The organism is Pseudoalteromonas holothuriae, from assembly GCF_945859825.1.
Lineage (GTDB): Bacteria > Pseudomonadota > Gammaproteobacteria > Enterobacterales > Alteromonadaceae > Pseudoalteromonas > Pseudoalteromonas holothuriae.
The window spans coordinates 111,237-132,676 of record NZ_CAMAPC010000009.1; the positions used below are offsets into that span (position 1 = coordinate 111,237).

Consider the following 21,440-nt stretch of genomic DNA (forward strand, 5'->3'; position numbering starts at 1 on the left):
AAATAACGATGAGAAGAGTAGTGGTTATTATGTTGGCTATGTTACTAGGACAATCCGCGGTGGCCGAAACTATCGTGGATACGTTGCCAGTGACATCTAACGACAGAGGGATTGAGTTTAAAATGCTTGGTAAGGTAGCCAGTTATGATGAAATTACCTTAGCAGGTTATATCAATGCACACCTCGAATCTGTAAAGAAGCCCGGTACCACAGTTAAGGCGGGTGATGTTGTTGCTAAGCTAGATACTCAATTTCTTGAAATCGAGCGAGCGCTTGCCCAAGTAGAGGTGAGTAAAGCCAAGGACCAAATTGCCTATCTTAATAAAAAACTTAATCGTAGTAAGGCACTTAAGGTAACAAATAGTATTTCTGAAGAAATGCTAGAAACATTACAACAAGAATTATCAGTGGCTAAAAGTGCGTTGGCACGCGCTCAGCTAACGTTGCAAGACTTAGACTTAAAGCTTAAAAAAGCGGTCATGGTTACTGATGTTGATGCTGTTGTGAGTGAACGATATATCAACCGAGGTGATTATGTCAGTGTGGGCACTAAAATTGTTAAATTAATTCCTTTTAATGGTGTCGAATTAATTGCCCAGCTGCCAATAGAATACAACTCTGAGTTTGCTCCAGGTATGCCAATTGATATTGAAAGTCATCTGGGACGTTATACGGTAAAAGTTGCGCGTGTTTTAGAAGTGGCTAATAGTGATACCCAGTCTATTCAAGTTTACATCACACCCAGTACCGCGCTGGCAAATAAATTGGTGATGGGAAGTCAAATTAGTTTAACGGCAAGTTTGGTTGGCAAAGGTACTTTCTCGGTGCCTTTGGATGCAGTTATACCAGAAAAAAATGGTGCTTATGTATTTAAACTTGGCACTAATAATACGGTTGAGAAAACACTTATTAATGTACTGGCAAGTAAAGAAGATAGGTACATTGTGACAGGTGAAGTCGCACCGGGTGATGAGCTTGTAACACGTGGAATGCGCAGTTTGCGAGATGGTGACAGTGTTATAAAGCGTGTTGTACGGGAGCAGTAAAATGACAACCTTTAGCCTTAATCGACCCTATTATGTTGTGGCTTGCGCCATTGTATTGTTAGTACTAGGTATCATATCTGCGCTTAATTTGCCTGTGCAATTATTGCCTGAGATCAGTAAAAATGAAATTGTAGTGACCAATAGTTGGCCACAGGCGTCTCCTGAAGAAGTTGAGCGTGAAATTACTGAGCCTATGGAAGAGCTACTCTCGAAAATAAATGGGGTGATTGAGTACAAGTCTGATATTTCCTTAGGTAGAAGCAAAACACGGTTACGTTTTGCATCTGGCACAGACATGAATCAGGCATATATTGATGTGATTGACCGGGTGAATCAAATTAAGACGTTACCCAAAACCGCACTTGAGCCAAAGATACAAAATTTAGCCATTAACAATAGAGGCTCTGTTGCAACCTTATTATTGTCTCCAAAAAACAAAGAGATCGTGCTCGATAGAGATGACTTTACGCGTATTTATGAGCAACAGATAAAAAATAGCTTACTGAGTATCGAGGGTGTTAAAGGTATTTCTGTTGCGTTAAACCCAACAGAAAAAAGAATTTCGGTACGTTTTGACCCTCATCGTTTAGCTATGTATGAGGTAACGTTAGAAGAGATAAAAAAGGCGCTGAATAACTCGCTGAATTCAAGTGGTGGTCAGGTTGAGCAAGGAGGGAGAGAGTTCACTGTTCGTTTTAAAGGCCGAGTTGAAGTTGATGACTTATACCAGATTGTTGTTAAACAGAAGGCGCAAAGAGATATCCGTTTAGGTGAATTAGCTCAAGTTAGCTTTGATTATGTGAATGATTCTAACCCCGTCTTTTGGAATGGTAAAAATGCGTTTTATATCTCTATTTTCCCAGCCAGTAATGCAAACACGCTCAGTTTAATAGAGTCAATTAATATCCATTTACAGATCCTCAATCGAGATGTATTGGGTGCGAGGGGAATGATACTTGAAAACAGCAGTGACGATTCAAAAAATATCGTTAATGCGATGGATATGTTAAAAGGCAACCTGTTGTTGGGCATCGTGCTTGCAACAATTGTATTGTTTGCGTTTATACGCAGTAAAACCACTATCTTAATTATTTTCTCCAGTCTGCCACTATCAATCTTGTGCACTTTTATTGTTTTATCTTTATTGGATCGCAGTTTTAATATTATCTCGATTGCAGGAGTCGCATTATCTACAGGTATGATACTCGATGCAGCCATTGTGATAGTTGATAGTATCGTACGACGTAAAGAGCAAGGCATGTCAACGCTTGATGCGGTGCGTGAGGGGGCAGGAAAAGTATCAGGCGCACTGATCACATCCGTGGTCTCTAGTGTGGTGGTATTTATTCCAATTGCACTGATGGAAAGTGCTGAAGGTCAGTTATTTCATGATTTAGCGATAACTATTTCTGTTGCATTGGTGAGTTCATTATTGGTATCTATGAGTGTGATCCCGCTGTTGCTTAAGTATTTTTTAAATAACACGTCGTTAAATGACAGTAACCACCCCATCATTGATAAGTCAGCTCGCTTAATTAGTCGTTCGCTTCGAAATAAGAAAATAGCGTTAACCATCACCGTATTGCTTTTTGTGGTGCCTGTGATTGGTTTAAAATGGGCAATGCCGCATGCAGAAGTGTTACCGCAAGTAAAAGGTAATATTGCTTGGGGTTATTTTAGTTTCAACCAGTCGCTCAATGATGAAGCTGTGAAAAGTGAAATTATTCAACCTGTTATTACACGCATAGAGCAGCATATCGCGTCTGGTGAAGCCCCCAATATCCATGACTATTTGATCTATTCAGATAGTGATAAAAGTGCCACTATTTTAGTCAAAGCGAATGAAGATACCAAAGCGTCAGAGATCAAAAGCTGGCTACGCAGCGAGCTGGCGATGAATGACTCTCTTTTCAGGGTTTATTCAGGTGTGGAGTCTATTTTAAGGACCAGTTTATCTAACAGCCGAGAAGTATCGATTGATATTGGTGGTATAAACTTTGAGCATCTACAAGACGTGGGAAAGCAAGTTAAAGCACTCGTACGAGAGGCATTTCCTGATGTACGCGTCAGAACTAATATTCCATTAGAGTTGGCAAATCCGACTTATGTATTCACTCCTATTAACGAGCGTATTTTTAGCTTAGGAGAGAATCAACAGGGCTTATCCACTAAGCTTGCGGCGATGAACTATGGTTCATATGTGACAGAGTACTTTGATGGTAATGAAACGTTACCATTATTCTTACAAGCGCATGAGTGGCAAAGTGTTGATCAGTTGTTAGATGCGCCGTTTTTCTACCCGGAAAAAGGGTCTGTTCCATTACGATCAATGCTTGACTATCAACTAAGTGTCAGTGCTCAAGAATTGTTTCGCCTAAATGGTCATCGTACATTATCTGTTAAAGTGACAACTCCAGATGGTGTTGCATTACAAGATTTTATTGCGCAGCTAAAAGAGCAAGTAGGGCCCCAAATTACCCCTTTACTTAGCAACAATGAGTTCTTTAGTTATCGCGGCAGTGCAAGTCGCTTGCAACAGCTGTTAGGCGAGATGCAGAGTCAGTTTTTATTTGCCACATTACTTCTTTTACTACTGGTTATTGCATTGTTTCAGTCAGTTAAATATGGTGTGTTATGCCTGCTTTCTCTCCCTATTGCTATTTTTGGTGGTGCTTTGTCACTTCAGCTAACTAATTTATTTGTGTTTCAACCAATGGATATTATTACGATGCTTGGTTTTATTATACTGATTGGGCTGGTGATCAATAATGCTATCTTATTTGTGGAATTTTATCGGACTCAATTTAATGAGCATGCAGATCACTTTAACGCTATTGAATCAGCAGTAAAAAGCCGTAGTCGTGCGATATTGATGAGCTCTTTAACCAGTATATTTGGTATGTTGCCGCTGGCCTTACTGCCTGGAACTGGTGTAGAAATATATCGCGGTTTGGCTGTTATTATTGCCACAGGGATGTTGTGTAGTTTGTTGTTTTCTTTGCCTGTGTTGTCAGCATTGCTCACTTTAACACGACATTTTGGCGATAAAACTGAGATGTCGAGCCAGTTCAATAAGGAAGCTGTAAAATCTTCATTAAGCCTAGCAGTGAGCAATGAGAAGCAAGCAATGTCATTATCGCAATCTAGGAGCGTAAAATGAAATTAATAATTGGAATATTCACTTGGTTAGTTTCTTTGACGGTGTATGCTGTTGAGGTTAATACTTGTGAATTAAATACTCAGTTGAGTTACCAAGGAGACAACTCAAAAATATGGGTGTCAAAGGTAAATAACAAGTTGGAACTGGATGAAAGTACATCACAACTAACGGAGCAGCAGCATCAAATTAAGCATAAGCAAGTGGCTCAGTTGGGCGCGATATTACGTAGTGCATTACAAGATATGAAGCAAATTCAGCTTGATACATTCAAGCTGCAAATAATAGCAAGCACCCTTAGTCAGTTACATGGAACTAATCTGCGGTTTATTGATAAAAGTGAGCTTCGTACTCTACTGAGTGAAATATTTAATGCCGGCGAACAATACCAACGAGAGGTTGGCTTGAATATAAATGTTGCTGCATGGCAGTCGAAAGCTCAGCAATTGGTATCTCAATATCATGAACAACTGGCAGAGCGTTTAATTACTGCTTCAGACCCTGCTGCAGCTGCTTCATTAATAGAATGGTTAAGTGAGAAGCAGCCAAATATTGGTGATAGTGTAATGAATACATCAGACCAGCTTTGCCGTAAAGCACATAAGGTGGCGTTGTTCCAACAAGACTTAAAGCTGCAGTCAACGTTTCTAAGTGAAGTTAGTCTTACTCATATAGAGACGACCAAGTACGATTAGTACACCAAATAGTAAACTGTGGGTACGCTGTTTATGTGTATCCACATAATTACTTCAGGCTTAAACAAAATACTCCTTCCTTCGTGCACCTCTGATGAGATTAGATGGGTAATCAAACAGTTTTTACTAACGACTTGCTAAGAACCTCGTTACAATAGCGGCATATAGAATTATGTGACTACTCGTTATCGCTCGTAATACCCTATCTAGTGAGGGGGTTTATGTGTGTAAATAATTGATATCTTCTCATAGCACGATGTTCACATGATAATAAACCAGTTTGATAAAAGGATGCTGATTTAATGTCGCTCACCACAATTATTTTAGCTGCGGGTAAAGGTACTCGTATGCGCTCAAAACTTCCTAAAGTACTTCATCCTGTTGCTGCTAAGCCTATGGTGCAGCATGTTATTGATAACTCAGTAGCGTTAGGCTCTAAAGAGGTTAACCTTGTATATGGGCATGGAGCTGAACAACTAAAGAGTGCATTGGCACACAATGAAGTTAACTGGGTCTTACAGAAAGAGCAACTAGGTACAGGGCATGCAGTAGCAGTTGCCAAAGATCACATAGGTGATGATGACACTGTGCTTATTCTATATGGTGATGTCCCGTTGACCAAATTTGGTACATTAGAGAGGCTGTTAGCGGTAACGCCAAAACAAGGTTTAGCTGTATTAACCGTGGTACTTGATAATCCTAATGGTTATGGTCGTATGCTTAGAGAAAATGGCAAATTAGTAGGCATAGTGGAACAAAAAGACGCGACACTTGAACAATTAGAAATCAAAGAAATCAACACGGGTATTATGGCCGCCAATGGCCAGTTGCTTAAAAAGTGGTTAGGCGCATTGTCTAACAATAACGCCCAAGGTGAGTATTATCTTACTGATATTGTGGCTATGGCACATCAAGATGGTGTTGAAATCACGTCTGCTCAGCCTGACTATCCAATGGAAGTAGAAGGGGCTAATAATCGCTTACAATTAGCTGCTTTAGAGCGTACTTATCAAACTTGGCAAGCTGAGCAACTTATGCTCAATGGTGCCAGCCTCGCTGATCCAAGTCGTATTGATGTACGTGGTGAAGTTACTACCGGGCAAGATGTACAGATTGATATCAATGTGATTTTTGAGGGCAAAGTTGAAATTGGTGATGATGTTATCATTGGCCCCAATTGTGTGCTAAAAAGCTGCGTTATCGGCAATGGTGTAGTAGTCAAAGCCAATACGCTAATTGAGAATGCGCAAGTAGGTGCTAAGTGTACGCTTGGTCCTTTCGCTCGCCTAAGACCTGGGTCTGTGATGATTGAAGACTCACATGTGGGCAATTTTGTTGAAATGAAAAATACCCACTTAGGTCGAGGCTCTAAAGCGAATCATCTTACTTACTTGGGTGATGCAGAGATTGGTGAAAAAGTAAATATTGGCGCCGGTACAATTACTTGTAACTATGATGGCGTAAACAAGTCAAAAACTATTATTGGTGACAACGCTTTTATTGGCTCTAATTCAGCGCTCGTGGCACCGGTGAATATTGGCACAACTGCAACCATTGGTGCGGGTTCAGTGATCACAAATACGGTTGAAAATAAGCAACTCGCTGTAGCACGAGCTAAGCAGCGTAATGTATCTGGATGGAAGCGGCCAACTAAAAAATCTTAGGCCAATAATAACAAAGGGCAATGAAAGTTGCCCATAGTTATGTTTTAGCCTAGACCGTTTAGCCCTACTTTTACCAAACACTATAAATTTCGATATTGGCTTTTCAGTTAAAAATGAGTACTTTAAGTGGTTATTAAAAAGGTACGTGGCATATGTTCACTGCGTTCCCTTTTGTTAGCTGTCATGGTACATTGTCATTTCAATGAACAAAATTTAACAATAATGTTACCCGAAGTAGAGCTATGGAAAACTTATTCCGCAAAGAAGTAATGGAAAACAAGCGGCATCGGCTAGAAGGTGCTGTCTCATTGGTGCAGCCCCCCTTATTTCGCACGTTAGCAGTGATGATAGTGGCCATTGTTATCATCAGCTTGATATTTTTATCTGTGGGTAAATACACCCGAAAAGAGCGTGTGAGTGGCGTAATTGAACCTAATACTGGGATCTTGCGACTCAAAGCCCCGCAAACCGGTGTACTTTCACAGGTGCTTGTTAGTGAAGGACAGTACGTAGAGCAAGGTGCGCCTTTGTTACGGATTGCCTCTGCCAAGCATAGTACACACGCGGTTGAGCTTAACCAAGCGTTGTTAAATCAATACACGTTTCAATTGCATTCGCTAGAGCAGCGTATTGAACAACAACAAAGGCAAAACAAGCTCGCATTAAGTAAGCTTAACCAGCAAAAATCATCGGCACAGGCTCGCTTACTTGAACTGGAAGCGCAATCGCAAACTTTTTCAGAGCGCTTATCATTAAATGCACAAATGGTGTCGCAAATCAGTACGCTCAAAGGTACTGGGTATATTTCAGAGTTAGAGCTGCAAAGGCAAAAAGACACGTTGCTATCATTAAGACAGCAAGCATCAAGTATTCAATCGGAGCGCTTGTCGCTGCAAAGCCAAATTGAACAATTAGTAAATCAGCTAGAGCAGTTGCCTTTAGAACAAAGTGATCATTTATCGCAGCTGCAATCTCAAAAAGCAGAGTTGCAAATTCAACTGTCCTCCGTTGAACAGCAACGCTTAGGTGAGCTCAGAGCACCTAAGTCGGGTATTGTCAGTGGTTTGATGGCCAAAGTAGGCAAGAACGTGGTCAATGGCCAAAACTTGTTGTCTGTATTACCAGAAAACAGTCAAATGCAAGCCATTATTTTTGTCCCAACGAGTGCGTTTGGCTTTGTAAAAGAAGGGCTGTTAACTCGCTTGCGTTATCATGCTTTTCCTTATGAAAAGTTTGGTGTGTATGACGGACATGTCATTGAAGTCAGTCAAAGTGTTATTTTTCCAGATGAAACCAATACCCCTGGTATTATCTCTGCACCGGCATATCGTGTGGTTGTCGATATAAAGCAACAGCATGTAAAGGCATATGGAAAAGAATCAGCGTTGCGTCCAGGCATGACGTTAGACGCGGATGTTATTTTAGAAGAGCGATCATTACTACGGTGGCTTTTCGACCCAGTATTTAGCATTAAAGGTCAGCTGTAAGCTGTAAATTATAGGAATAAAGGCGGCTTATTATGCAAGTTGAAGATGAATCTCCAGTAGCTAAGCTACAGTTTTGGTCAAGGAAATCTCTGCCGATTATTTTACAATCTGAAGCGGCAGAATGTGGCTTAGCAAGTTTAGCTATGGTAGCTGCATATCATGGTTATAACAGCGATCTCATTTCATTAAGACAAAAGTTTAGCATTTCATTAGAAGGTGCAACGCTTTTAGATATTATGCACTTTGCTGAAAAGCTTGAACTGACTTCTCGGCCATTACGAATTGAATTAGAAGACTTAGACGCATTACAAACACCCTGTATTTTACATTGGGATATGAACCACTTTGTGGTGCTTAAAAAGGCCAATGAAAAACGCATTGTGATCCATGACCCTGCGGCGGGTGAAAAAACGTTTACGCTTGAAGAAGCATCTAAGCACTTTACGGGGATTGCACTTGAACTGACCCCAACTAAGAATTTTGAAAAACGACAAGCAAAACCTTCTTTAAAGTTTTCTGATTTTTGGAGCCGGATCACCGGCTTAAAACGTTCTTTAATACTGATTTTTTCGTTATCTATACTATTGCAAGTTTTTACACTGGCGTCTCCCTATTACATTCAATTGGTGATTGATGATGTGGTACTCAGTGGCGATACATCATTATTAACGGTGCTGGCGGTTGGCTTTTTTTTGGTGTTGGTCTTTGAGATTGCAACGAATGCATTGCGAGGTTTTACGTTACTGCATTTTGGTAACCAAATGAATATTCAACTGGGCGCTAATCTATTTCACCATTTAGTACGTTTACCACTGAGCTACTTTGAAACACGGCACATGGGTGATGTGGTTTCTCGATTTGGCTCTTTACAACAGGTCAAACAGTTACTCACTACGGGTGTAATCGAAGCCATTATTGATGGCTTAATGGCGATGATCACCTTGGCGATGATATTTTTCTACTCACCCACGCTATCGCTGGTGGTTTTAATTGCAGTGGTGTTATATGCGCTAGTTCGAGTTGCCATGTATAAACCATTTCGTGCAATTAGTGAGCAAGAGATCATGGCGCGAGCAGAAGAAAACTCAAACTTTATGGAGACCGTACGTGGTATTCAAACCATAAAACTGTTTGGCTCTGAAGTTAAGCGTGAAGGTCAATGGCAAAACCGCTATGCCAATGCAATCAACCAAAATATTCGTTTGGGGAACTTTCAAATAGGCTACGATGCCATTAACAGAACCTTGTTTGGCATAGAAAACATAGTGGTGGTGTATTTGGCAGCACACTTGGTTATTCAAGGTGGTTTTAGTACCGGAATGCTATTTGCGTTCATGTCGTATAAGCGCCAGTTCATGGATAAAACGGCGAATCTAATTGAGAAGTTTATCGAGTTTAAAATGTTGGGCTTGCACTTTGATCGTATTGCCGACATTGCGCTTACTGACAAAGAACAGTTACAGCCAGATAAAACCAAACGCCATCATATTGAAGGTAATATTGAAATCAACAATGTGAGTTTTGCTTACTCTGATGCCTCAGCCAATGTACTGAATAACTTGAGCTTGAAAGTCAATGCGGGAGAATCGGTAGCCATTACAGGGCCCTCAGGTTGTGGTAAGTCTACGTTGTTGAAAATCATGCTGGGGCTTATTCCTGTGAAAAACGGAGAAATACTGATAGATGGTATTCCACTGGAGCAATTAGGCGCACGTCAATATCGCCAACAAATAGCAGCCGTGATGCAAGATGATGAACTGCTATCAGGGTCAGTGGCTGATAATATTGCCTTTTTTGATACGCCTATAGATATGGAAAAGGTAGTGTACTGCGCTGACCTTGCCGCGATTCATGATGATATTAGTGCGATGCCCATGGGTTATGACAGCCTGATTGGCGATATGGGCTCAAGTCTTTCAGGGGGTCAAAAGCAACGTATTATTTTGGCAAGAGCATTGTATAAAGATCCTAAAATTTTATTTATGGATGAGGCGACAAGTCACTTAGACACCCGCTTAGAGTCAGATATTAATGATGCCGTATCGCGTTTGAAAATTACTCGGGTGATCATTGCACACCGCAAAGAAACCATAGCTTCTGCTGATCGTGAAATAAAGTTAACTAAATATAAAGAACAAAGCCCGACAGAGGCTTAGTAAAGGCAGTCAAATAAGTCATAGGATTCGTGCCCATGGCTTAAGATAATAAAAGATACCTTAAGGAAAAGCATGATTGATAATTACAACTTACTCCCTGAAAAAAAAGAACAAAAAGAAAAAATAGAACACATTATTCATCAGTTAGTTAAGTCAGTCATTGATGCTGATACCACGCAATTTCATCATGGTTTGTTAAGTGGTGTAGCTGGGCATTTGTTGTTTCTTTATAACGCGCATCAATGGAACCCACAATGGGTTGATGAAACTCTTTTTTCTCAAAAATTAGAGCAGCTACAGGATAGGCTCGCTGAGCAATCTTTTGAATTGAGTAATGGTCTAGCCGGTCAAGCTTGGGTATTAGAGTATCTAAATCAAGCAGAAAAAGATGACTATGATGCTGAGCTTTTAGAAGAGGTTGATGCGTTATTTATTGAGTCATTATCGCACGACCCATGGCCTGGAGAAATTGAAACAGTAATGGGTTTATCTGGTTATAGTCCTTATGCAGCCAGACGAGCACGTTTTAGTGATCAAACGCAATTATGGACTGTGATTGTTAACGGCCTAGCAAGCACCGCAACGCGATTAGACAATGGTCATATTACTTGGTCTCAACCGAGTAACTCAGTCTATAGACTAGATAAAGAGGCGCTTGATGAGCCAGAGTATAACATTGGTTTGGCGCATGGTGTTCCCGGTATTCTCGCCGCATTGCTGCCCGCATTAAATATTGAGCAGTTAAAGCCTCAGGTTAGCGAGTTACTGCAAGGCGGATGTGATTGGTTGTTGGCCCATCAAAATACCAATGATGACGCATTTTCGTGTTTTGGCACGTGTGCGCAAAGCAGCCAACATGACTCACGGTTAGGTTGGTGTTATGGAGATTTAACCATTGCATTGACACTAGCTCGTATAGGCCATGCCTTAGGTAGACCTAGCTACGTCGAAAGAGCATTAGAGATAGCGCTTCATAGCACCAAAAGAGACGCAGAATCTGGCCACATTAACGATGCTGGGCTGTGTCATGGCTTTGCAGGGTTGGTTACTATATATCAATTATTAAATAAAATAATGCCTCACCCTGAGCTTGCCTCGACAGCCCAAACTTGGCTCGATTATACGTTAGCCCAATACGATGATCGGGGTATTGAAGCTATGTATAGTTTTAATGGGATGGATAAGTGTTATAACGAAGATCTTGGCTTGTTGATGGGTTACTCCGGTATAGGGTTAGCACTATTGGCCGCTCTAAATGATGATACCAGCTGGGCTGATTGCCTGTTAATGGCTTAGAAAGGAGAATGTATGGCGACTAACAAACAGCCACCAAATGCTATGGCAAAAACACTTGAGAATGGAGCGTTTTTTGTTGTTAGAACCCCCCGTTTGTCGGTTGAACATTTACAGGCTTTTTCTATGCCTGAAGCTGACAACAATGCGATTATTCGTGACTGGTTAGTGCTTCCGGGTGTACTTGAAGCACTTTACTTGGCAAGCCCTTCTTTGCTTGAGCGAATTGATCAATGGCGCTCTAAGCCAGACTCTAAACAGGGTAAGAAGGTGGCTCATGCGCTGATCAAATATATGGTACGAATGTGTTCAAGACCAACGCCGTTTGGTTTGTTTTCTGGTATTCATACTGGGCAAGTTGGCAATGAAACTACATTAGTCGGTGGCTGTCATACTCAAGATAAGCGCAATACTCGCTTAGATATGTTTTACTTATCAGCGTTAAAAGAGCATTTTGTTAAACATGCCTCTCGTTCCGACAACTTGAAATATAAGCCTAATTCTTCTCACTATTTTGTGGCTGAGCAGTGCAGATATATTGAAGCGTACTTGTCTGATGACAGCATGCAATACCGTTTAAGTGCGGTAGAAAGTGATGAGTATTTTCAATTTGCACTTGAGAGTGCAAAAGAGGGTTTAAGCTTCAATGCGCTTGTTAAAGCATTTTGCAATCAATACCAAGAAGCTGAGCAAGAAGAGGTAGAAGCCTATATTCAAGATTTAATTGATGAAGGAGTTATTCAAGCTGATATTCCCTTGCCATTAACCGGTGACTCGCCAGATTTGGCTTTGCTAAAGTCATTACAGGCCATTGAAGAGCACGAGACTGCGGACCATTTAGCAACGGCATTAACACAAGTTGAGCGCTTAGATCAGCAAAAAAGTGGTGAGATCACACCTTACAAACAAGTATTTGAACATTTAGAGCACTTGCCCGTTAAAGTGCAAGAAAACAAACTATTTCAGTCCGATGTTTATCGTCACTTTGAACAATGCCAGCTTAGTGACATGGAGATCAGCCGCTTTAAAAAGCAGTTAGAGCTGATTGCGGGTTTGAGTGTTGACTCAGACTCAACGGCAATGAGTAATTTTACGGCGCAATTTAATGCTCGGTTTGAAGGGCAGTTTGTGCCACTCGATGTCATTTTAGATGATGAATCGGGTATTGGTATCTCGGATGAAACTGGCTACGATGCCCCCCTTATAGCGGGTTTACCACTAGGTAATAGACAATCTCAGGGCCAGTCGACTGCTCCACAAGTAAGTGTTTTGGAAGCCATTATTGACGACGCTATTAGTCTGCCTGAAAACCGCGCTAAAGACTGCATTGTATTAAAAGGTAAAGAGCTAAAAGGGAAAGTGACTAATAAAGACGCAGTGACAAAATTTCCAAGTTCATTTGCGGCAATATTGAGCGTTTATGAAGATGATAAGCACAACCCAATCCTTAAATTTAATGGTTGCTATGGACCATCGTCAGCAAACTTGTTGGGGCGTTTTTGCCACCTTGACGAGACTTTGAAAGAGCAAGTTGTTACTGAACTTGAAAAAGAACAGCGGCACTCGCCAGAGGTTATTTTTGCTGAAGTGGTGCATATGCCAGAAGGCAGACCGGGCAATGTGGTAGCGCGTCCTCATTTGCGTGAGTATGAAATTGTATTTATGGCAGATAGCAGCTTAGCTGATGAGTATCAAATTCCATTAAGTGATTTGTACGTGTGGGTAGAAGGCAAGCATGTAAAACTTTGGAGTAAGCGGCTTAATAAGCAAATAGTGCCACGCCTATCTAGTGCGCATAACTACTCTGCGCGTAGTTTAAGCGCTTACAAATTCTTATGTATGTTACAGCATCAATCAGGTCGAGCACCTAATTTCAGTATGCCAATGAGTACTAATCAAAGTGCGTTTGTACCACGTATTATGTTAGATAATCTGATATTGAGTGAAAAAACGTGGCGCATTGGCCGTGAACAACTTGAAGCGGTATACACGAAAGGGCAATTTAACACTGCAAAGCTGACTGCCCTGATGGACAAGTATCAACTTGACTCACAGGTAAGTTATGCAATGTCTGATAATGTTTTGCAGCTAGACTTAACCAACCCTGATATGTTTGCAATTTTGCTTTCAGAAACCAAAGGGTTGAGTCGTGTAGAACTTAAAGAGGTGCTCAGTAATCACTACTATTCAAAAGTGGTCGACTCGCACGGTCATCATTATAGTAATGAGCTAATAGTACCGTTTTTTAACAGCTATGCCCCTTCACATTACCATTACGCCGACAACCCCAGTGCAAATATTACTGCTACGTCAATTAAACGCCGTTTTAGTGCAGGCTCCCAATGGTTGAGCTTAAAAATTTACTCAGGTAACTCTTTACTAGAGCAGCTGTTAAGTGAGCAATTAGAGCCCTTCATTGCACAACACAGCCAGTTGTATGATAAATGGTTTTTTATTCGCTATGGCGACCCTGATTGGCATTTAAGGCTGCGCTTTTTTGGCGAACCTCAGGTGCTATGTGGTCAGCTTTTACCTGCATTAAATCAGCTTCTTGACCCAATGGTAGAAAGTGGTGAGCTACATAAAGTTGAGCTAATGACCTATGAGCGAGAGGTAGAGCGCTACGGTGGGCCAGAGTCAATGGCATTAGTTGAGTCATTATTTATGTTTGATAGTTCGCTTATCGCTAAAACCTGTGAATTAATTGAAGAGCACGGTGAGCAAGTGAGGTGGCGTGTTGCCTTAATGCACACTGATAGATTGTTGAAGTTATTCAACTACGATGATGAGACGAAGTTAGCGCTTATCAGCAGGCTTAGAGATGGCTTTGGGCGTGAGTTTAACGATAGCAGTGCACTTAGAAAGCAACTGGGTAATCGCTTTAGAGATTATCAACAAGATCTTGATAAGGACTTTGCACACTTTAATCAACAGCCATTGCAAGCCACCGATGAACTACAACATGCATTATTTGATTTGCTTATGCACTGGCAATATCAGGCTCAACCCGTGATTGAACAGTTAAATGAGCTTATTGCTAAAGAGGCTTTAAATTGTAGTAAAGACTCACTTCTTGGCTCGTTGCTGCACATGCATAACAACCGTATGTTTAAAGCATATGGTCGCGAACAAGAGCTGGTGATCCACGATTTATTACGTCGAAAGTATTTTTCTGCGCATAAAAAACAATAAGCGAGACTTGAGCTGTCACGCTGAGCGTTTGTTTGGCGTGACCTTATCCAAGGTACATTTAATTAAGATGCTAAATACGGCTCATCACGATAATAAGAGGTGATAATAATAGCTCTGTTGCCCATGAAGATGTCATAGGCAATCAAGAAGGAATTATCAAAGTAAATAAGACCACCCGCATTGTTGCATAAAGCCCGTTAGCTGTTGGATAAAAATAGTGTAAGCTTATCGCCAATACGTAACATGTCCTTTGACAACGCATTCCACTTTTTAATATCGCTAATGGAAACATTAAAATGATTAGCAATTCGCCATAAGCTATCCCCTGCGCGCACCGTATAATCTAATTGTTGATCCGCTAAAATCGGTAGTAATAGTGTGTCACCAGCTCTTATATTATTGCTTTTCAACTGATTGAAAGTTTTAAGTTGTGCAACACTTAGGGCGTGTCGTGCGGCAATAACACTTAAACTATCACCACGATTGATAGTGTATTGTTGCCACTGAGAGCTGGGCATTGCGGGTAGTTTTGCCAAATAACCTTGCCATTGTTTGACCTGTTCAACGGGTAGAACAATATGCTTAGGGCCATCTAACAGTGCCGGAAAGCGCGTATAGCCCGGATTGAGTGTTTGAATTTTTTGCCACTGTTTATCTGTGTTGAGAATAACGCCTTGTTTGAGTGTTAACACAGAGATAGCTTTACGATTGGCAATGATTGGAAATTTCATTTTTTGCTCGCGCAGTAGTTGTGCAGCAGCGAGTAGTTTAGGTACATAGTGACGAGTTTGTTTAGGCAAGGACAGCGCAAAAAAGTCGCTGGATTTACCACGTCGTTTATTCTTTTTAATGGCCTGAGCAACACGCCCTTCACCGGTGTTATAAGCGGCGATGGCATGATACCAATTACCATCAAAGCGTTGATGCAGGTAGCTTAAAAAGTCTAAAGCGGCATTGGTGGCGTCAACAATGTCTTGTCGGCCATCATACCAAGGGCTAATTTTAACGCCATAGTGTTTGGCAATCAGTGGTGTGAGTTGCCAAAGTCCAGAGGCGTGCTTATGAGAATATGCAGAGGTGTTAAAGTCACTTTCAATTAAAGGCATCAGCGCCAGTTCAATTGGCAGGCCACGACGCTCTACTTGCTCTACCACATAATGTAAAAATGGCGCGGCACGGACACTGATCACATCCATATAGTTTGGATGTGACATATACCAATCAACGCGTGCTTGCACTTTTTTATGCTGTGTTGGCTCAAACGCTAGCTGGCTGCGAATACGTTGCCAAACATCATTATGTTGGTGGGGTTTTAACAGTATAACTTCACTTGGAGAAGGCTTGCTTTGGCTTGCCTTGTGCTGGGGGAGTTGACTCACTGTCGGTTCGGATGGAGCTGAAAGTGGTGGCTGTGGTGAGTGATCAGACGTTGTCGCGCAGCCACCTAAAAATAATAAAAAAAATAAACACGGTGTACGAAAAAAATGCATAGTGAGCCAATATTATTGTTGTTTGTTCCGATTGTAACTTAAGGTTATCGGTTTGTATAAGTGCCATTACTTTAGAGTTAGGATATTAATCAGCAATGAATTGACAGATAATCTTTGCTTTGGGTAGGCAAACTTGCTTAATCGAGTTATTTTTGTTTAAAGCAGCTGCAATATGAGTGACAAAGCATATTAGATCCCAAAACCCTTATAAAACTATAAAGGTTTAGCGAACCAAACTTTAACACAAGCACCTTTTGCTAAAGTCTGATGGTGTAACATTCAAGTGCTTAAAGCTGGCTTCGCAGTGTTAAACGCAGCTCTGGGTCAACGGTTTCATGAGTAATTTGATAGCCTGCTTGTGCTCCCCCGCGTTTGGCTTGATAGAACTGCTGCCGATATTGATATTTTTCTACGGTGTTAGCTTCAACACGCAGTGTTAGTTTGTTAAGTAGTGGTATTTCTAAGAATAACGAAGTGTTTGGATCATCGCGCTCTATTACCGTCTCAGAAACAAAATACTCAGTAAGGTGTTGCTTGGCCGTATACTCCAAGCCCCAAGACAGTGTATTGAAATTATGCCTAAATTCAGCATTTAATGTATGAGGCGTTAAGTTATTGATAGCTCGTTGGCCACTGAGCGGGTCGTTATATCGAGCATGGCGGTATTGATAATCAATCGTTAGGGTACTGTTTGTAAGAATAAAATCCGTATTAATATCGATGACCGAGTCGATGCCATACAGTCGTGCGCTTCCTGCATTGGCTACCCCTTCTTCATTGTTGCCAAGTAACATTGATTCGTGAATATCTCTTTGCCATTGGCTAAACAGGGTATTGTTTAGCGTTAGGTACTCATTGGGTGTGTAGTTAACTTGTACCGATAGCTCGCTATAGCGACTGGGCTTTAGACTATTATTGCCAAGTTGTGTGCGACCAAAACTAATATCTTGAGTCGCAACAAATAAATCAAAATCTAACTGCTCTACATGTTGCTTAAATTGCCCTGTTAAGTCCCAATTATTGGCGCTATAACTTAGCCGCACTAATGGTTTTATATGGTGAGTTTTGAGCGGGTTTTGAGCTTGCTGACCTGTTGTTAGTTGTGAAAACTCGATATTAAGTTTGGCATAAAGTTGCCAATCAGAACTAACCTGCCAGTGGATAGCACTAAAAGGTTGATAGCGTGTTTCGCTTACTCGATTGTGAATGTGCAGAGCATCAAGCTCGGTCTTTGAGCGTTGTTGATTATAGCTAAACTCTATACCAAACTGTGGCTCAAGTGGCCAAGTGTTTGCTTGTATAGACAACTGTGTAGCGTGTTCTTTGCGTGTTTTGCTTTGTGTAAATGGCGCTTGTGTGGCATTGGACTCTCGAATATGAGTCACTTGCTTATTATCGCTGCTCAAGCCTAACCATTGGATAGTAAACGCGTTATTATGTGTTGTTTGCCAATCAAAACCAAGCTGGTATTCGTCGAAGTTCATCCATTCTGTGGTGGTTAGTTGTTTAAACGCAACTGGGTTATTAGGCTCAAAGTGGGCATGCTCAAAGTCAGTTTGCCAGCGTTCAGATAGTAATTTGCTCGATAGTTGTAAGTTACCGTGCTGAGTTTGGGTGCTCGATTGGGTATCAACTTGGAATTGACGCAGCTGTTCAATAAAATCTTCTGTTTGTTGCTCGATTAAAGCGGTTTGTTGATCAAATTCATTTGCAAAGTAATGTGACCTGTAACGGCTGTTTTGTACCTTAGTGCTCAATTGATGTTGCCAGCCAAGCCATGGTGTGCGCAGCTGTGTTTGCAACTGTGCTTGAGATCTTTGTTTGTCTCTTAGGGCTAAACTGCTTTGTATATCAACGGTAGTTTGGTTTTTTTTGGTTGTAATATTAATTGCTTGAGTATGTTGAGACACACTTGAGAATGGGTGGTTGGATGTATATACATCGATAAACTCGACTTGCTCAGCACTGAGCTTTTCAAGTAAGTCAGTCAGCGACTCTGTTTTACTTTGCGCAGGCACCCCATTGATTAGTACATTGCCAGAACTATTCGCAAGCCCTCGCTCTGTGCTGCCTTCTATCAACACAAACCCTGGGGTTAGGGTAACCATGTCTAAAGCATGCTGTGCGTTAAATTGATTGAAGTGGCTAGACTGATAACGCTGCCCTTGCTTGATATGTGTTTGCTCATTGGCAAGCACCACAGTTGAGCAGGACAAAAATAGGCATAAGCCAAAAAAAGTAAGATGATTTAATAACATTATGTATTCTTTTACTTCATGGGATGTTATTCGCTATTTAAAAATATCAAATTATATAAAACAATACATTAGGGCTGTTTGGAAGCATTCTGGGATGAATGAACCGGGTATCGCATACCGGATGCCGCGCATCGGGTATCGCAAACCGAGTGTTTTACTTAGCCTGCACACAAAGATCTGACATCTGAGTAATAGCGCTTACTTAACGGCACCACATGACCATTATTTAAATGAATTAGCCCACTACCAGATGGTTTACGCTCAATATGTTTAATGCAACTGAGGTTTATAATATGAGAGCGATGGCATTGTATATACAAGTTAGGTGGTAACTTTTGCATTAAATCTTTGAGGGTGGCACGTTTTATATAAGTATTTGAAGGAGAATGTATTTCTACATAATTGCTAGCGGCACTAAGGCTAACAATATCGTGCATTGGCAGTAATGTTTTATGTTTACCTTGGTCAACCAATAGCATAGCGGGGTGACTACTTACTTTTTCTGGGGTTTTCCAAAGCTTATGCCATAGTAGGGTACTGATATAAAGAATGAGTAGATGTGAAGGCGCAAAATATACCAAGGTGCCTAGTATGGGATCTTGATATACAAATACATCAAAAATAGCCTGATATACCATAGCTGTACAATACATAGGTAACAAGGTTGTAAAATAACCTTTTCTATTAACTAAATTTAATTGTTGAAGCTTATCAAGTAAAGCGAAGGTAATAGGGGTAAGTAGGTACCATAAACACCACTCTTGTAATGACCACCATATAGGATCATCTATCCTGTCATGTTCAGCAACAATGAGGTCGTGTACCCAGCTGATGCATGATAGCACTAAGATTATGACCGTCCATATGATAGTACTTAACAAGCACTGATATTTTAAGCGTTGTTTAGGCTTTTGTATTTGAGCATTAAACCCATACATAAGAGCAACTGAGTTTCAAATAAGGGTATTTTAAAGCGCAGTTGACCAGATGCAAGGCAAATACAGGCAAAATTGTTTGCAAGTCATGATTGATTTAGTACAAGGGCTTAAAACCCCTTAAAAGCTAACGAAGCGTTTGTACCACCAAAACCAAACGAGTTTGACAATGCATACCGAACAGGCTTTTGCATTGGTTTTTGCATAATTAAGTCTACACCTTGGCAAGCAGGGTCAGCATTGTCTGGCGTGAGGTTTAGCGTGTAAGGCAAGGTGTGGCTTTTTAAAGCCAATACCGTAAATACCGCTTCAATTGCGGCAGCAGCCCCCAGCAAATGACCGGTTTGTGACTTAGTGCCAGATACTGAAATATGTTTGGCGTGCTCGGCAAAAGTATTTTTAATCGCCAGTACTTCGATGCTATCAGCGGCTGTACTGGTACTATGAGCATTGATGTAATCTACCTCAGTGGTGTTAATATCGGCCATATTAAGGGCTGTTTGCATTGCTCGTTGCGCGCCTAAGCCTTGTGGATGAGGGGCGCTTAAAGCTTGCCCAGTGTAACCGTCACTGGTGCGACCAAAACCAACAATTTCACAATAAACCTTGGCACCACGTGTAATGGCATGGTCATAATCTTCAAGCACTAAGCAAGCTGCACCTTCGCCCATAACAAAGCCGTCTCTATCATGAGTAAACGGGCGTGATGCCGCACATGGCTCGTTATTTCTCGTCGATAAGGCGTTTTGTGCGTTAAAAGTAGCAATACCAACTGGGGTGACAGAGGCTTCAGCGCCACCGGCTACAATGATCTCCGCCTCGCCACTTTTTATGGCGTTACACGCATCAATAATTGAATGAGCACTGGCGGCACAGGCGGTAGAGTGTGAGTTGTTAGGGCCACCAAAGTTCCAATGGCTGGCTACATACCCAGCGGCAAGGTTAGGTAAAAACATTAAATTACCAAATGGAGACTGCTTTTTGCCATTAGCAGCTTTGCCTGCACAGAGTTCTAGGCTATTGAGTCCGCCTACACCTGTGGCTATGTTTACACCAATACGGTGAAGAATGTGCTCGTTGGTTATGGTATTAAGGCCCGCTTCAATTATGGCTTCTGCGGCGGCAATCATGGCAAAGAGTTGATGTCGGTCTAATTTTTTTAGGAGCTTGGTGCGGGTGCTATCTTCCATATTTTTAAATGGTGCAAGGGCTGCGGGGTTTAAGTTTTCGCTCACTTGCGAGGCAAAGAGTGTTTTGCAAGCAAACTCGGTTGGATTGAAGTGCTCAATCGGGCGTATTCCATGTCGGCCCTGTAATAAGTTTTCAAAGCTGCTTTGCGCAGTATCACCAATAGGCGAAATAGCACCGATGCCAGTTACAACAATTCTTCTCATGATATACCTTCCAACTAACTTGTGACTTGGGTGATGTTACTCCCTGTCGCTTATTTATTAATGTAGACATGCATGTAGCTGTACAAGCGTAATTAGTAGGTATGACACAATCATGACATTTTATTGTGATGAATAATAAAAATTTTGATAAGTGTGTGATCTAAACAGTTGGTAAGGTCGTTTAAAAAGTAATCAATAAAAATTAGGAAATATTAAATGCGTGCAAATGAACTGAAGAGCCAATTAAATCAGCACCTACTCGATGCCATTATTTTAAGTTACGCCGATGCAAATCATTATTTAGCTGGTGGTATTGACCCAAATGGTAACTATCATTTATTAAGTGATGAGCTTGGCCGAACCATGACCTTTAATTCTTTGAGAGAAGCAGAAGTGATGCTTGCTAGCTTAGGCGTTGGATCAGCCACTTTTGAAATGCAAACCGCTTACGATGAAATGGTAGGCTCCCCAGTAACAGGGTCCACCAAAACCAGTTTAACCATTCTCCATTAGACTACTCTAATGTTTTTAGCAGGCTCCTCGCCTGCTTTTTTTTGAAAAATTTACTTAAAAATTAAATAGTCGCTGCCAACATGTCCTAACAGGTTTAGCTTAAAATTTATTTAAATTACGATTTGAAACTTACCTAATCGTGACATGAAGTGACATAAAG

Annotated in this window: 13 protein-coding genes; 9 read left to right on the top strand and 4 right to left on the bottom strand. The window is 41.1% G+C overall.

Annotated elements, in window-relative coordinates; translation table 11 throughout:
* The first annotated feature begins 8 nt into the window (after positions 1 to 8).
* The 8 genes from OCI93_RS12725 to OCI93_RS12760 all read left to right on the top strand — a co-directional run bounded on the left by OCI93_RS12725 (position 9) and on the right by OCI93_RS12760 (position 14,690).
* The gene (locus OCI93_RS12725; RefSeq protein WP_261594197.1) at positions 9 to 1,046 is read left to right on the top strand and encodes an efflux RND transporter periplasmic adaptor subunit; all 1,038 of its coding nucleotides are present in this window, start codon (positions 9 to 11) and stop codon (positions 1,044 to 1,046) included.
* A gap of 1 nt (position 1,047) precedes the next feature.
* Entirely contained in the window at positions 1,048 to 4,206 is a 3,159-nt protein-coding gene (locus OCI93_RS12730) for an efflux RND transporter permease subunit (RefSeq protein WP_261626539.1), read from the top strand.
* On the top strand, positions 4,203 to 4,898 hold the full coding sequence (locus OCI93_RS12735) for a hypothetical protein (protein ID WP_261626540.1): 696 nt from the start codon (positions 4,203 to 4,205) through the stop codon (positions 4,896 to 4,898). Before OCI93_RS12730 ends, OCI93_RS12735 begins: the two co-directional genes overlap by 4 nt.
* A 302-nt stretch (positions 4,899 to 5,200) precedes the next feature.
* A complete protein-coding gene (gene glmU / locus OCI93_RS12740; RefSeq protein ID WP_261626541.1) occupies positions 5,201 to 6,562 on the top strand; it encodes a bifunctional UDP-N-acetylglucosamine diphosphorylase/glucosamine-1-phosphate N-acetyltransferase GlmU in 1,362 nt (453 codons plus the stop codon).
* Positions 6,563 to 6,804: 242 nt separating this feature from the next.
* Positions 6,805 to 8,049 (top strand): HlyD family secretion protein, encoded by a 1,245-nt coding sequence (locus OCI93_RS12745; RefSeq protein ID WP_261594201.1) that lies wholly within the window; start codon positions 6,805 to 6,807, stop codon positions 8,047 to 8,049.
* Positions 8,050 to 8,081: 32 nt separating this feature from the next.
* Entirely contained in the window at positions 8,082 to 10,205 is a 2,124-nt protein-coding gene (locus OCI93_RS12750) for a peptidase domain-containing ABC transporter (protein ID WP_261594202.1), read from the top strand.
* Positions 10,206 to 10,277: 72 nt separating this feature from the next.
* Positions 10,278 to 11,501, top strand: coding sequence for a lanthionine synthetase C family protein (locus OCI93_RS12755; RefSeq protein WP_261594203.1), 1,224 nt, complete (start codon positions 10,278 to 10,280; stop codon positions 11,499 to 11,501).
* A gap of 12 nt (positions 11,502 to 11,513) precedes the next feature.
* Positions 11,514 to 14,690 carry a lantibiotic dehydratase gene (locus OCI93_RS12760; protein ID WP_315942819.1) on the top strand — a complete coding sequence of 1,059 codons (3,177 nt, stop codon included), beginning with the start codon at positions 11,514 to 11,516 and terminating at the stop codon, positions 14,688 to 14,690.
* A gap of 197 nt (positions 14,691 to 14,887) precedes the next feature.
* Here the strand turns inward: OCI93_RS12760 and OCI93_RS12765 are convergent, their stop codons facing one another.
* The 4 genes from OCI93_RS12765 to OCI93_RS12780 all read right to left on the bottom strand — a co-directional run bounded on the left by OCI93_RS12765 (position 14,888) and on the right by OCI93_RS12780 (position 20,767).
* Entirely contained in the window at positions 14,888 to 16,180 is a 1,293-nt protein-coding gene (locus OCI93_RS12765; protein ID WP_261594204.1) for a LysM peptidoglycan-binding domain-containing protein, read from the bottom strand.
* A gap of 287 nt (positions 16,181 to 16,467) precedes the next feature.
* Entirely contained in the window at positions 16,468 to 18,438 is a 1,971-nt protein-coding gene (locus OCI93_RS12770; RefSeq protein ID WP_261626542.1) for a TonB-dependent receptor, read from the bottom strand.
* 158 nt (positions 18,439 to 18,596) lie between these two features.
* Positions 18,597 to 19,283 carry a LytTR family DNA-binding domain-containing protein gene (locus OCI93_RS12775; protein ID WP_261626543.1) on the bottom strand — a complete coding sequence of 229 codons (687 nt, stop codon included), beginning with the start codon at positions 19,281 to 19,283 and terminating at the stop codon, positions 18,597 to 18,599.
* 200 nt (positions 19,284 to 19,483) lie between these two features.
* Positions 19,484 to 20,767 carry a beta-ketoacyl-[acyl-carrier-protein] synthase family protein gene (locus OCI93_RS12780; protein ID WP_261626544.1) on the bottom strand — a complete coding sequence of 428 codons (1,284 nt, stop codon included), beginning with the start codon at positions 20,765 to 20,767 and terminating at the stop codon, positions 19,484 to 19,486.
* A gap of 216 nt (positions 20,768 to 20,983) precedes the next feature.
* On the opposite strand from OCI93_RS12780, the gene OCI93_RS12785 reads away from it, so the two are divergent.
* Positions 20,984 to 21,280 carry a DUF6482 family protein gene (locus OCI93_RS12785; RefSeq protein WP_261594208.1) on the top strand — a complete coding sequence of 99 codons (297 nt, stop codon included), beginning with the start codon at positions 20,984 to 20,986 and terminating at the stop codon, positions 21,278 to 21,280.
* Positions 21,281 to 21,440 lie beyond the last annotated feature (160 nt).

What these genes read in the sequence shown, in the direction of transcription:
- OCI93_RS12755 (WP_261594203.1), top strand. Translation starts at nt 10,278, where the DNA reads ATGATTGATAATTACAACTTACTCCCTGAAAAAAAAGAACAAAAAGAA.
- OCI93_RS12785 (WP_261594208.1), top strand. Translation starts at nt 20,984, where the DNA reads ATGCGTGCAAATGAACTGAAGAGCCAATTAAATCAGCACCTACTCGAT.
- OCI93_RS12725 (WP_261594197.1), top strand. Translation starts at nt 9, where the DNA reads ATGAGAAGAGTAGTGGTTATTATGTTGGCTATGTTACTAGGACAATCC.
- OCI93_RS12765 (WP_261594204.1), bottom strand. Translation starts at nt 16,180, where the DNA reads ATGCATTTTTTTCGTACACCGTGTTTATTTTTTTTATTATTTTTAGGT.
- OCI93_RS12780 (WP_261626544.1), bottom strand. Translation starts at nt 20,767, where the DNA reads ATGAGAAGAATTGTTGTAACTGGCATCGGTGCTATTTCGCCTATTGGT.
- OCI93_RS12745 (WP_261594201.1), top strand. Translation starts at nt 6,805, where the DNA reads ATGGAAAACTTATTCCGCAAAGAAGTAATGGAAAACAAGCGGCATCGG.
- OCI93_RS12730 (WP_261626539.1), top strand. Translation starts at nt 1,048, where the DNA reads ATGACAACCTTTAGCCTTAATCGACCCTATTATGTTGTGGCTTGCGCC.
- OCI93_RS12760 (WP_315942819.1), top strand. Translation starts at nt 11,514, where the DNA reads ATGGCGACTAACAAACAGCCACCAAATGCTATGGCAAAAACACTTGAG.
- OCI93_RS12770 (WP_261626542.1), bottom strand. Translation starts at nt 18,438, where the DNA reads ATGTTATTAAATCATCTTACTTTTTTTGGCTTATGCCTATTTTTGTCC.
- OCI93_RS12750 (WP_261594202.1), top strand. Translation starts at nt 8,082, where the DNA reads ATGCAAGTTGAAGATGAATCTCCAGTAGCTAAGCTACAGTTTTGGTCA.
- glmU (WP_261626541.1), top strand. Translation starts at nt 5,201, where the DNA reads ATGTCGCTCACCACAATTATTTTAGCTGCGGGTAAAGGTACTCGTATG.
- OCI93_RS12735 (WP_261626540.1), top strand. Translation starts at nt 4,203, where the DNA reads ATGAAATTAATAATTGGAATATTCACTTGGTTAGTTTCTTTGACGGTG.